Origin of the sequence: Streptomyces sp. GC420, from assembly GCF_009916105.1 — a bacterium.
GTDB lineage: Bacteria > Actinomycetota > Actinomycetes > Streptomycetales > Streptomycetaceae > Streptomyces.
In genome coordinates, this window is sequence record NZ_JAAAXQ010000244.1 from 1 (window position 1) to 12790 (window position 12790).

General features: G+C 71.6%; 12 protein-coding genes. 1 reads left to right on the forward strand and 11 read right to left on the reverse strand.

Translation table 11 applies throughout. The features are described 5' to 3' along the window. The 9 genes from GUY61_RS25610 to GUY61_RS25650 form a co-directional block, all read right to left on the reverse strand. A partial coding sequence (locus GUY61_RS25610) for a pyridoxal phosphate-dependent aminotransferase (protein ID WP_166632608.1) occupies window positions 1-1299 on the reverse strand: 1299 nt, incomplete at its 3' end. Window positions 1300-1657: 358 nt separating this feature from the next. Continuing rightward, a complete protein-coding gene (locus GUY61_RS25615) occupies window positions 1658-3340 on the reverse strand; it encodes an AMP-binding protein (RefSeq protein ID WP_166632619.1) in 1683 nt (560 codons plus the stop codon). Between the two features lie 5 nt (window positions 3341-3345). Continuing rightward, window positions 3346-4467, reverse strand: a complete 1122-nt coding sequence (locus GUY61_RS25620; protein WP_166632609.1) for a Glu/Leu/Phe/Val dehydrogenase — start codon at window positions 4465-4467, stop codon at window positions 3346-3348. A 49-nt stretch (window positions 4468-4516) separates the two neighbouring features. Next, complete coding sequence (locus GUY61_RS25625) at window positions 4517-5080, reverse strand: glutamine amidotransferase-related protein (protein ID WP_166632610.1); 564 nt, start codon at window positions 5078-5080, stop codon at window positions 4517-4519. Between the two features lie 12 nt (window positions 5081-5092). Next, window positions 5093-5887, reverse strand: a complete 795-nt coding sequence (locus GUY61_RS25630) for an acetylglutamate kinase (RefSeq protein WP_166632611.1) — start codon at window positions 5885-5887, stop codon at window positions 5093-5095. Continuing rightward, on the reverse strand, window positions 5884-6948 hold the full coding sequence (gene argC / locus GUY61_RS25635) for an N-acetyl-gamma-glutamyl-phosphate reductase (protein ID WP_166632612.1): 1065 nt from the start codon (window positions 6946-6948) through the stop codon (window positions 5884-5886). Before argC ends, GUY61_RS25630 begins: the two co-directional genes overlap by 4 nt. Continuing rightward, window positions 6945-7805 (reverse strand): RimK family alpha-L-glutamate ligase, encoded by an 861-nt coding sequence (locus tag GUY61_RS25640; RefSeq protein WP_166632613.1) that lies wholly within the window; start codon window positions 7803-7805, stop codon window positions 6945-6947. Before GUY61_RS25640 ends, argC begins: the two co-directional genes overlap by 4 nt. Window position 7806: 1 nt before the next feature. Then, the gene (locus GUY61_RS25645) at window positions 7807-7992 is read right to left on the reverse strand and encodes a lysine biosynthesis protein LysW (RefSeq protein WP_166632614.1); all 186 of its coding nucleotides are present in this window, start codon (window positions 7990-7992) and stop codon (window positions 7807-7809) included. An 89-nt stretch (window positions 7993-8081) separates the two neighbouring features. Beyond that, complete coding sequence (locus GUY61_RS25650) at window positions 8082-9233, reverse strand: LeuA family protein (RefSeq protein WP_166632615.1); 1152 nt, start codon at window positions 9231-9233, stop codon at window positions 8082-8084. A gap of 246 nt (window positions 9234-9479) precedes the next feature. Here GUY61_RS25650 and GUY61_RS25655 point away from each other — a divergent pair, with 246 nt between their 5' ends. Continuing rightward, a complete protein-coding gene (locus GUY61_RS25655; RefSeq protein WP_166632616.1) occupies window positions 9480-10277 on the forward strand; it encodes an arylmalonate decarboxylase in 798 nt (265 codons plus the stop codon). An 80-nt stretch (window positions 10278-10357) separates the two neighbouring features. On the opposite strand, the gene GUY61_RS25660 is transcribed toward GUY61_RS25655, so the two are convergent. Together GUY61_RS25660 and GUY61_RS25665 are read right to left on the reverse strand one after the other, a co-directional pair. After that, entirely contained in the window at window positions 10358-11050 is a 693-nt protein-coding gene (locus GUY61_RS25660; RefSeq protein WP_166632617.1) for a response regulator transcription factor, read from the reverse strand. A 34-nt stretch (window positions 11051-11084) separates the two neighbouring features. After that, window positions 11085-12293, reverse strand: coding sequence for a transposase (locus tag GUY61_RS25665; protein ID WP_243766749.1), 1209 nt, complete (start codon window positions 12291-12293; stop codon window positions 11085-11087). Window positions 12294-12790: the final 497 nt, after the last annotated feature.

The window sequence follows — 12790 nt, forward strand, 5'->3', positions numbered from 1 at the left end:
CGGGCGTACGGCGGCGGGGGCGTCGTGGGCGTCCGTGGTGAGCTCGGCGACGACCTCGCCGATCCGTGCGACGGACTCGCGGATCCACGGCAGTGCGAGCGGGTCCGGCGCCGTGAGCGCGGCCAGGCGTTGCTCGTCGGTGTCGCCGTAGAGCCGGCTGGTGGCGGCCCGGATGCGCAGGGCCTCCGGCCGCTCGCCGAAGGCGCTCGCCGGGAGCACCCCCACCCCGTGGCGCTCGCTCAGGAGCCGGGCCAGGTCGTCGCCGCCGTGCACGCCGTACACCCGCGCGAGACGGTCCCGGACCGGTTCGAAGTCCGGGTAGAGGTAGCAGGTCGCGCGGACCGGGGCGAGCGCCGCGCCCGACGCCGTGAAGTGCCCGGCGACCGCGCGCACTACCGTCTCGTGCAGCCGGCGGCTCGCCGCGACGTGCGCGGTGACTTCCGGCGGCTCGGCGAAAGCGTACGCGGCGGCCGTCTGTACGGGGGCCGGCGGGCTGGACCAGATCTGGCTGGCGACCGAGACCAGTCGGGTGTGCAGGGCCCGGCCGAGCTCGCTGTCCGGGAGCCGGGCCACGCCGGTGCGCCAGCCGCCCACAGCGAGGTTCTTGGTGAGCCCGGTGGTGACGACGGTGCGCTCGGGGGCGTGCAGGGCCGGGGACTCGGCCGGTGCCGATCGGTCGTACAGGAGGTCGCAGTAGATCTCGTCCGACACGACGACCAGGTCGAGTTCGCGCGCGGCGGCCGCCAGGCGCCGCACGGTGCCGGGCGACGCGACGGTGCCGGTCGGGTTGTCGGGCACCGTCACCACCAGCGCCCGGGGCGCGCGTCCGGCGGCCCGCGCCGCGGCGACCGCCTCGCGCAGCAGCTCCGGGTCGGGTACCCCGCCCTCGCCGGGCCGGATCGGCACGGGCACGGAGCGCGCCCCCGCCAGCCGGGCCTGGGCCGCGTAACTCACCCAGCTCGGCATGGGGATGACCACGTCGCCGCCGATGGCGAGCAGCAGCGCGAACAGCAGCGGCTTACTGCCGGGCCCGGCCACGACCAGGCCGGGGTCGACACCGAGCCCGCGCCGCTCCCAGTACCCGGCGGCCGCAGTGCGCAGGGCCCGGCTGCCGGGGACGGGGCCGTACGCGTTCTCGCCGGCCGCCGCGGCGAGACGCTCCCGCAGGGCGGGGAGCACGGGCAGGCCGATCTCCCCGCTGGCCATCGACAGGACCCGCTCCCCGGCGCGGCGGCGACGGGCCAGGGCCTCGTCGGCGGCAAGGGTCGCCGACATGGAGACCGGTGTGGATTCGGGCATTTCGGGCTCCAGAGGTGAGGGTGGAATGGTGGGTGGGTGAGCGGGCGGAGACGGCGGGTCGTGGTGCGGGCAGGCCGTGTCCCGGGCCGTTTCCGTGCCCGTACGACCGCCCGAGTGAGGGCCGGGCCGTGTTGCGGAACCGAGCGGGGCCGGCGAAGCCCAGTGCGGTTCGGCTTCGTTCCACGGGGTGCGGGGCTGCGGCAGCATGCGGCTCCGCCCGCGTGGGCGCGACCAGCCACGAAAGACCCGCGGGTCACGCACCGGACTGCCGGTGGAGTGCTCGGCGCCGTCAGCCCGGAGGGCGTCGCGAGCCGGGCGGGAGTGCCAGGACACGGCCGCGGCGCCGGGGCAGGCGCGGTCAGGTCGTGGGCGTCGCGTACCGCCGCCGCAGCTCCGCCTTGCGGACCTTGCCGGTCAGTGTCTTGGGCAGAGCAGGCAGCAGCTCCACGCGGTCCGGCAGGAAGCGCGGGTCCTGGCCCGCCGCCCCGAGGTGGGCGCGGACCTCCTCCAGGGAGGGGCCCTCCGCGCCGTCCGCGACCGCGACGACGGCACAGATCGAGGTCCCGTCGCCGTCCGCCGTGCCCGGCAGCCCCACCAGCGCGGCCTCGACCGCTTTCGGGTGGCTGCCGATGACCGCCTCCAGCTCCGTCATGGGAGCCACGACCCCGTCCCGTACGATCGCGTCGCGGGCGCGTCCGATGATGCGGATGCCGCCGCGGCCGTCGCCCCGCGCCAGGTCCCCGGTGTCGAACCAGCCGTCCGCGCCGAACTCCGCCGCGAACGCCTCCTCGCGCCGGCAGTAGCCGAGCGCCAGCGATGCCCCGCGCACCCGGAGCCGGCCCACACCGTCCCGGGCACCGGCCTCCTGGAGGTCGATCCGCGTCTGCATGGCGTCGATGGCGCGGCCGTTGCTGTGCGCCGCCCAGTCCTCGGGGTCGGAGGGCCGGGTCATGGTCACCGGACCGTTCTCCGACATGCCCCACAGCGAGTACGTACGGGCCCCGAGGGTCTCTTGGACCTCGTCGGCCAGTTGGGCGAGCACCGGCGCCGAGCCGATCACCACGTGCCGCAGCGTGCTCGTGTCCCGCTTCTCCACCCGCTGCGAGGCGGCCACGTCGGCGAGGGTGGCGGGCGGCCCGTACAGGAGGGTGGCGCCGTACCGCTCCACCAGGTCCAGCAGCGCCTCGTTCCTCCGCACGTCCTGGAAGGCGACGGTACCGCCGAGCATGACGCCCGCGAGGACACCTTGCGCGAAGCCGGAGTAGTGGACGAGCGGGGTCGATACGGCGGCGACCCAGTCGTCGCCGAGCCCGAAGGCGTCTACGTAGCCGCGCACGGCCGAGTGGACCGTGTTCTGGCTGTGCAGCACGCCCTTGGACTCGCCGGTGGTGCCGGAGGTGAACAGGACGACGAACGGATCGTCGGCCCCGAGCGCCGGCCCGTCGAGCACGGTGCCCGCACGCTCCTCCCACTCGACGGCGACGAAGCGGTCGCGGAAGGAGAGCGCACCCTCGGGCACCGGCCCGTCCACGACCACCACGTGGTCGAGGGCGGGGAGTTCACCCTTGAGCCGGCTCACGATCCTTGCCAGGGGCGTGCCCGACCACTCCGGGAGCGTGACGCACACCCGCGCCCCGGTGAGGCCGAGGCGGTGGCGCAGCTCCTCCTCCGGGCAGATCGGCGAGATCGGGCAGATGACGGCACCGACCCGCATACAGGCGAACATCAGCGGCACCATCTCCCAGCGGTTGGGGAGCTGGACCGCCACGAAGTCGCCGTGCCGCACGCCGAGGTCGAGCAGGGCGCCCGCGAACCGGTCGGTGAGCCGGGCAAGTTCGGCGTAGTCGAGGGTGTCGGTACGGGACTCGGAGACCCGGCGGCCCGCGACGGCGAGTTTGTGCGGCCGCTCGCGCGCCTGGCGGTACAGGTCGTCGAGGAAGGTCTCGTCGCGCCACCAGCCCCGGCGCCGGTACTCTGGGCCGAGAGCGTCCCGGGACGCGGCGGCCGCCGGACTGATGCCGCTGCCCGCGGCCTTGGACATGTCCGTCATCGCAGGAGATCCCTCCGGCGGGATGCGAGCAACTCGGGCAGCGGGTCGCCGGCGCGTGCGTCCGAGATCTCCAGCAGGGCCCGGGTGTTCTTCCGCACCCGGTCGCCGACCCAGTCGAAGACCCACGCCTTGCGCGCGTCCGCCGGAAGCTCGAAGGGAACGACCCGGGTGACGGCCAGGGCGGCCGATGCCGCACCGCCGATGTTGGCGATCACGCCCGGCACCAGGGTGCCGCCCGAGGCAGCCACCTTCTCCTTCGCCGCTGCGTCGGAGGCGAGGTTGGCGCCCTCGACCACCAGGCCGGCCCGCAGCCGGTGGGCGTTTTCGGCGGTGAGCGCGTACTTCTGCGCGGCGAGGATCAGCAGGTCGGCCTCGACTCCGAGCCAGGCGTCCGGCTCGCTGGAGAGGGTGACGCCCTGCGGCAGGCGGGAGCGGTCGATCCGCCCGAACTCGTCGGTGACGGCGATCAGGTCGGCGACCGGAAGCCGGTCCGCGCTGATGGTGCCCCGCACATCGGCGATGCCCACGACGACGTGCCCGTGTTCTTCCAGGAACCGCGCCACCGCGCGGCCCACCGCGCCGAAACCCTGGACCACGACCCGGGCCGCCTCCGTGCGGCCGCGCGCCTCCAGAGCGGTGAGCGCGGCGACGCCGACCCCGTGGCCGGTGCAGTCGATGAGCGGCTCGTAGTACGTGCGCCAGTCGATCGGCATGTCCGGGGCGCCGAGGCGGAAGCGCGGGTCGTACCCGGCCTCGTCGAAGAAGACCGCCCGGTCGGCGGGGGTGACTCCCATGTCGATGCCGAGGTGGATTCCGCCGTGGAGCAGCGGCTTCACGGTGCGGCCGAAGGTGCGGAAGGTCTGCTCGCGGTCGCTGCCGTCGGAGACGATGCCGGCCTTGGCGCCGCCGATGCGCAGGCCCGCGAGGGTGAACTTGTCGGTCATGTCGCGGGCAAGACCGGCCACTTCCTCCTCGGTGACTCCGGTCGTCATTCGGGTACCGCCCATCGCCAGGCCGTCGACCAGCGTGTCGACGACCACCCAGCCGTTGACGGCACCGCCGCTGCCGCCCAGATGAACGGTGAACGCGGGCTTCTGCGTGTTCTCCACAACGCTCATTGCCAAGTCCTTCAGTGAAGTGATGGGTTCGGGAACGGAAGGGGCGCCGTCACTGGTAGAGCTGGGCGAAGCCCCGCAGAATCTCCAGGCCGTCGCTGCGGAACTCCAGATGCGCCTGCGAGCCGAGGATCCGGCCGTCCTCGGAGCTCAGGAACTCCACGGGAGCGTGCTCGGAGCGGCCGATGGAGCGGAAGCCCCGGGGGGCCTCCTGGAGGTACAGGGTGTGCCGGTGGAAGACGGTCACCGTCGGCTTCACATACGTGAAGAGCGGCTCCTCCTTGTCCACCTGCACGTCGTAGCCGCCGACCCGCTGAGGCCCGTCCGCGAGCCGGCCCCCCGCCGAGACCGCCAGGATCTGCATTCCGCCGCAGATCCCGAAGACGGGCACGTCGGCGGTCCTGACCAGGTCGATCAGCGGCTTGTAGTACTCGGTGTCGTATGCCCGCACCTTCGTGCCGCTCAGTACGATCGCCTGATAGCGGCCGTCGAGCCGGGTGGGTACCGACGCCGCGTCCACGGCGTCGGTGAGCGAGCCCAGCTGCTCGAAGCGCGCGCGGAGCTGCTTGAGGGACAGCGTGCCGTTGTTGACGACTAACACACGGGATTGCGCCACGATAGGAGCTCCTCAGGTTCGCGTGATGACGGTGCCGGTGCGGGCGGCAAGGAGGTCGGTGACGGGGGCACTGCCAAGGACGACCCGCTCCACACCGGCGTCCAGGGCCTCGTCCGCGGCCCGCAGCTTCTTGCGCATGCCGCCGGTGGCGCCCTTGTCGCGGAAGGAGGCCGCGGCCCGCGCGGTGATCCGGCGCACCGGCTTCCCGTCGATCAGCAGATGCGCGACATCGGTGACCAGGACCAGGTCGGTCGCGCCGGTGGCCCCGGCGAGGGCGGCGGCGGCTCGGTCGGCGTCGGTGTTCACCTCCTGGCCCGCGGCGTTCGTCGCCAGCGGCGTGACCAGGCAGGCGTGGCCGGACTGCAGGTTCTTCAGCGCCGCCGGGTCCACCCCGGTGATCGGGCCGACCAGGTTCTCCAGCTCGACGAGCTGCTTGTCCTGCCACCACCAGCGCTCGGCCTCGCCCGCGCTGACCAGGCCGTCGCTGCCGAGCAGCCGCTCCCCGGTGATGCCGCGCCGCCCGAGCCGGGCGAAGACCTCCTCGGCCAGCTTGGCGCTGACGGCCTTGATGTCCTCGATGACCCCGGGCGTGGTCCAACGGCTCTGGTTGCCGTACCGGTCGCGCAGGATCGCCGACGGCTCGCCGTAGCGGGGACTGAGCTTCTTGAGCGGCTTGGACCAGCCGTGCACGAGCACCAGCGGGTGCTCCTGCCCGTACCGCGCCAGATCGTCCCACCAGGCGCCGTCGAGGTCGTCGAGGCAGCTCCCGCCGAGCTTGACGACCACAGGAGTGCGTTCGTGGCTCATGCGGGCATCACCGGCTGCATCGTCAGGCCCGTCTCCTCGGGCAGTCCGAACCGCAGGTTCGCCGCCTGGACGGCCTGTCCCGCGGCGCCCTTGACGAGGTTGTCGAGAGCGGCGAGGACGACGATCCGGCGGTCCTCCTCGTCGTGGAGCACCGTCACGTCGCAGAAGTTGGAGCCGAGCACGGCCTGCGGGTCCGGCACCGGGATCAGTGTCTCGGTGTGTCGGCGCACCCGCACGAACCGGTGCTCCTTGTAGAAGCGGACATACGCCCGCTGCAGCGCGCGCTGGTCCACGGCCGTGTCGGTGAAGACGTAACTGCTGGCCAGCAGGCCCCGCACGTGTGAGACGCCGTACGCGGACATGCTCAGCGAGCCGATCGAACCCGGCTTGCTCCGGTCCAGGAAGTCACGCACCTCACCGGCGTGCCGGTGCCCGGTCGGGGCGTACGGGGCGATGGCTCCGCTGCGGAAGGGGTGCAGGTCCGCGGTGCGCAACTGCAGACCCCCGCCGCTGGAGCCGCTCTTGCCGTCCACCACCACGGTCTTCAGGTCCAGACCGAGTCCCAGGGTGAGCGGCGCGAGGCCGAGCGTGATCGCGGTGGCGTAGCAGCCGGGCAGCGAGATCAGCGAGGCGCCCGCCAACTGGTCCTTGACCAGCTCCGGCACGCCGTACACGAACCGGTCGGCGAGGTCGGCGCGCCGCTCGACCTTCGGGTACCAGCGGTCGTGCAGCTCCGGAGTGCGGATGCGGAAGGCGCCGCTGAGGTCGACGACCGCCGGGACCCGGTCGGCGAGCAGCGCGGCCAGGCCGGCCGAGACGGGCGCCGGGGTGGCCAGGAAGACGACGTCCACCTGACCGGCGATCTCCTCGGTGACGGGCTGCACCGTCAGGCCCAGGTCGAGACGCAGGCCCGGGTGCAGTTCGGCCGGGCGGCGGCCGATGCTGGAGGAGCCGCCGAGGAAGGTCAGCTCCAGGTCGGGGTGCTGGGTGATCAGTCGGATGAGTTCGCCACCGGCGAGTCCCGAGGCGCCGACGACTCCCGCACGGATTCTGCGCGTCATGCGAGCAACTCCTGGAGGTATCGGCCGACGGCGGCCGGGATGTCCGCTCCGGTCGCCGAGGCCACCGCCCGGAAGCCGGGCGCGTGGTTGACCTCGTTGACGACGTAGCCTTCGGGAGTCCGGAAGAGATCGACCCCGTAGATGCCGGGGCCGAGTATGCCCGCCACACCATCGATGGTCTTCTGGACGTCTGGGTCGTGGGCGATGCCGTGGCTGCTGTTGCCGAGCGCCGCGTTGTTGCGCCAGTCGGTGCCGGCGCTCGCGAACTCGGCGGCGCCGACCAGTTCGTGCCCGACGACGAGGCAGCGCACCGAGGTGCCCCCTCCCACGTACGGCTCGACGAGGCAGGCCTGTTCGAAGGCGTGGCCGAGGTCCTCCACGTAGTCGTACACGGACTGGGCGATGTCGGCGTCCCGGATCAGCGTGACGCGCTTGCCCATGCCGCCGAAAACCGGCTTGAGGACCAGCGGCAGCTCCAGCTCGTCGAGCGCCCGCTCGAAGTCTTTGCGGGACAGCGCGAGCCGGAAGTCCGGTACGGGCACGCCCGCGCCGCGCAGCACGGCCCGCAGGACGGCCTTGTTCTCGCAGACGTTGATGGCCCGCGCCGAGTTGAGGACCCGTGCTCCCGCGGCCTCGGCGAGCGTGGCGACGAGGCCGCCGCGAGTGTAGCTGCGGCTGCGAACGAGCACCGCGTCGTAGCCCCTGAGTGAGGGGGCGTCCGGGTGACCGAGGCCCAGGGACTCATCGTTGACCCACTCGACGGCGAGGCCGAAGTCGGGCCCGGACTGGATCAGCCGGCGTTCCTCCCAGCCGATCCGGTCCGCGACGATTGCGATCCTTGCGACGTGCCCGGGCATGTCACTGACCCCAGTCGCGCAGCTGGACCTCGACCATCTCCAGGGTGAGCCTGCCGTCCCGGACGGCGTCGACGCGGAGGGTGAGCATGCACTCGGGGCACGAGAAGGTCTCGCCCTCGACGACCGGGGGGACGGTCAGATCGGTCTCGCACTCGGGGCAGATGCCGGTGAGGGTGGCGGTGGGCATGGGAGATCTCCCTGATGAGTCATCTGGGTCGAATGGATGAGGGGTGAGAGGCGAGCGGCACTGAGGCTCGTGAGTGCTTCAGGCCGGTGTCAGGCGGCTTGGAAGTCGATGGCGGCCTTGCGGATCGCGTCCCGGTCGAGAAGAGGGGCGCCGCCGCTCTCCTGGCGCTCGGTGAGCCACGGAGTGAAAGCGTCCACGTCGACGGCGACGCCGGAGCCGTCGAGCGCCCACTTCACGAGCGCCGGTGTGAGGCGGGTGCGCACCCGCAACTCGCGAGAGTTGCCCAAGAGCTCGGCGGGCAGTGTCTCGTACGCCTCCGGGTTGGTGAGCTGGCCCGGCAGTTCGTAGGCGAAGGCGTGCGGGGTGGTGGGCCCCGACTGGAAGGCATCTCCCATGCCGGCGCCCTTGAGCGCGACCCGGGACAGCTCGGTGAGATGGGTCAGGTCGAAGCGTGTGTCACCGTGGATGACGCGCAGTGAGGTGAGCAACTCGGCCAGCGGGGCGTTGCCGCCGCGCTCTCCGATGCCCCCGACGGTCGCCGAGACCCACCGGGCTCCGGCCCGGACGGCGGCGAGGGAGTTGGCGACGGCCATGCCCAGCATGTTGTGCGAGTGGATCTCGATCTCGGATCCGTCGATCGCTGTGAGGTCGCCGATCACCTCCCCCATCTGCCAGGGCGAGAGATACGCGACGGTCTCCGCGAGCCGGAACCGGTCGGCCCCCGCCTCGAAGCCCGCCGTGACATAGGGGACGAGTCGCTCCTTGGGTGTGCGCGCGCCGTCCTCGCCGCTGAACGTGACATGGAAGCCGCGCTCCTTGGCCTGAGCGATCGCCGAACGGGCCAGCGTCTGGAGGAACTTGGCGCTGGGCGAGCCGAGCTTCAGCCTGGCGTGCTGCTCGGAGGTCGGTATCGAGTACATGATGTGACGTACACCGAGGCGCTCGGCCTCGTCGAGGGCTCGTGCGACCTGCTGGCGGTCGCGCACCACGACGAGCGTCATGCTGCGCTCGGGGCCGACGGCCTCGTGCGTGGCGAGGACCAACTCGGCGTCCTTCGAGCCGGGGCCGGACACCATGCCGACCTCGACCAGTTCGACGCCGGTCCTCACCAGCAGGCCGGCGATGACCGCGGCGTCCTTCGGACCGAACTCGACGCCTGCCATGTGCGCCGAATCCCGCAGCGTCGCGTCGGATATGCGGGGCGGGATGGGAAGTCTCTCCGGGCTTTCTCCTGATGCCATTGCCTTCACACCTTCTTTCGTCTCTTCCAGGGCATGCTCGGTGAACCGATATCAGAGGGCCTGGCGGGCTGCGACAACCAGACTTCACCGAGCGGATCAGAGAGACAAGGGGATTTGGGTCAGAGTTCCGTGGGAGAGTGTCAAGGAATGTCAGGAACGAAACCGGGTGCAAGGAGGTTGTACGCGGGACGTCTTTTCGCGCGGGTTTTTCTGCTGCTGCCGTGAGGCGCGGCCTACTGTGCCGCCATGGACCTTTTCTCGCTTCCCAGACTCGGTGTCGTCGTTCCTCCGGAAAACCCGACGGCGGAGCCGGAATTCAACCGATTGATCGGCGCCGGAATGCATGTGTACACCTCACGTTTCCCCACCACTCCAGGAGTGGGGCTCAGGGAGATGCTGGAGACCTACAACCGGGTCCTTCCCGACACCCTCGACGGCTTCGGCGGCATGCGCCTGGACGCCGCCGTGGTGGCCTGCAGCGCCTCGCACTACCTGCTGGACCCCGAGGGCGATCTCGCCCTGTGCGAGGAACTGTCGGAGCGCGCGGGTTTCCCCGTGCGGTCCTCGACACAGGCGATCCTGGCCGCGTGCGAGGCGGTCGGGGTGAGCCGCCTGACCCTCGTCTCCCCGTACCAGCCGTGGCTCACCGACGCCTCCCGGAGGTTCTGGGAGCGCGCCGGGCTCACGGTCGACGGTGTCGTGCGCGTCCCGGCGGGGCGGACCCCGGAGGGGGCGGAGCGCTTCGACCCGTACGAGGTGACCACGGGGCGGATCAGGGAGTGCCTGCGTTCCCACCTGCGGCAGAACCGGCTCCCCGCCGGCTCCGCGCTGCTGTTCACCGGCACGGGCATGGGAACACTCGAAGCGCTCACCGAGCTTGCCCGGGAGGATGCCGTCGGCGGTCCGCTGCTCTCCTCGAACCTGGCGTCCGCCTGGTGGGCGCGGCGCGCTGCGGGGGCCGAGGGCACCACGGCGGGCGTCGGGGCCGGGGACCCGCACCCACTGCTGCGGCGCCTCGACGCGCCGGACCGCGGGGCGGCCTGACACGGCGCGGAGCCCCGGGCGGGACGGCGTGCGGCCCGGGGCCCCTGTCGCACGGCCCGGCGGCCGGCTGCCGGAGGCACTCAGCCCGCGGTCGCCTCCGGCAGCCGCACGGAATATCCCATGCGATAGCCGACACCACGGACCGTGATGATCCAGCGGCTGCAGCCGAGTTTCGCCCGCAGAGTGCTCACGTGCGTGTCGATGGTACGGCTGGTCTGCGTCCAGTCGCTTCCCCACACCTTCGCCATCAATTCCTTCCTCGACACCACGGTCTCGGAATTCGCGGCCAGGATGTAGAGCAGCTCGAATTCCTTGGACGTGACGTCGATGACCCGGTCGCGCAGTCGCACTTCCCGCGTCCTCGGATCGATGTGCAACGGACGGAGCGAAATGGCCTCCGGAGTCGGCGAACCGGTGCGGTGACTCCGGCGCAGTACCGCCTCGATACGTGCCCCTATCTCCCGGACACCCCAGGTCTGCGCGACGCAGTCGTCCGCGCCGGCTTTCAGCGCGAGAACCCGCTCGAGTTCGTCGTCGCGGCGGGTGAAGGCGATCAGGGCGATGTCGCTCTCGGCGCGTAGATTCCGGCACACCTCGATGCCGTCGACATCGGGCAGTTCGAGTGAGACCAGCACCAGGTCGGCGTCGCGGTACGTGCGCAGTGCCCGCGCCCCCGTGTCCACGCTGCGGGCGGCGTATCCCTGGCGGCGCAGATCGCGCAACATCGACTCTGCCAAGGCGGCTTCCCGCTCCACCACGAGTACGTTTCTCATCTCCCCAGGCCCCTCTTCCTCTGCCGGCGTCTCGTCAGCCCACCGCTCCGGCCAGAGCCGGGGCGGTGGCCGGAGCGGTGGCCTGAGCGGGGGTGACGTGCCCGTGGAGGTGCTGGTAGACGTAGGCGGCCGCCGTCATGGTCATGTGGCGGTGCCAGCCGGGGAAGGAGCGGCCTTCGAAGTCGAGCACTCCGTAGCGCTTCTGAAGTGCGGTGAGGGTCGCGCGGACGGCAGTACGGCTGCGCATCAGCGTCAGGATCCGCTCCGCGCAGCGGTCGGCGAGGGTGGTGATCCAGTACCGGGCGGGCTGTCGGCCGTCGGGATCGAGGAGTTCCAGGAGCCGGTAGCCGCGCCCACCGCCGTCGCCGCCGGTGCTGCGCCGGGGCAGCCGTGCCGTTCCGGCGTACGTGTACAGGGGAACCGTCCGGGAGCGGCCGTCCGTCGTCTGGCGTACCATCGCGTACGGCTGGCGGGTGTTGTGCTCCTCCATCAGCTTGCCGATGGTGGTCACGGTCGGGGCGCGGTGCCCGGCGAGGACGATCTGACCCGGGTCCACCTCGCACACGATGTCGACCCGATGCCGGGCGAGCCCCACCAGGATGCCGCTCGCGTCCTCGCTCCGGGTGAGGTCGAGCACCCACGGGACGCGGGGGAGTCCGGGTTGCGCGGCGACCCGGGTCACGTAGTCGAGGACGCAGGCTCCGGCGGGCCGCGCGGTCTCCTCGTCCGGTATACGGGCCCGGAGCCGGCGCTCGGGGTCCCAGCCCCACGAGCCGTCGAGCACGAGGCTCCAGTCCACCGGGAAGCACTGCGCGTCCGTCACCAGGAAGAGCCCTACGGCACGCTGGCAGTTGACGGTCCGTCCGGTCGCCGTGTCCAGGCACGGGTGCACCCCGACCGAGTGCTCCCCGCGCTTGGGGATGAGGAGCTCGGTGACGGTCCAGGCGTACGGCGCCGCGCTCGCCGCTGCCCGCAGCGCGAGTCTGCGGCGCACCGCTTCCCAGTCCCAGGGGCTGGCGCTGATGAACTGGTGAAGGCCCTGGGCCGCCTTCGGTGGTAACTGTTCGCTCCGTGCCATGCTCCGTGGTGTCTTTCTCCCGGAGACGTGTATCAGGCCCCGGAGGTACACCTGGGCCCAACGGCGCTGCTCCGGCCGGTGGAACGGTCTGAAGATTTCCTCAAGGAACGTCTGCATGTGCCTGCCTTCGTCCGCCGCGGTCGCGCGTGCCCTACATGACGACATGTAACGCTGTCCCCGTACTTCCCTCACTCGCGCTCGAGTCGCTGTTCGGTACTTCGTGCGAAGCACAAAAATACCGTCTCGAAGGAAAATTTCACGGGCCGGTCGCCGACTTTGCAAATTCGCGCTTTGACCTGCGAAAACGTGCTTCGGAAGCGGGCGTGAGCGTATACGGTTCGGCGCCTGCCGACCGGACTTCGAGGGGCCGGGCGAGGAGCGCCTCCTGATCACCGGCTGCTGGTGCCACGGCTGCCGCGCGGCGTGCGGCAGCGGCAGCGCGGCAGGGCCCCCGAGGCGTGCCAACAGCGCGTGCACATCCGCCGCCACGCATCAGGAAGTCGCGACGGCGGAACGAGTCGGTGAGGCGGATGAGGACGAAGGGGTGGCCGCTCGCGCACGTCTTCGGCAAGGTGCTGACCTCCGGGCAGATCGAGGTGGGGCACGTCACCGCGGTCGACGGCCGCGTCGACAAGATCATCGAGAACCTGCCGGTCGTCCAG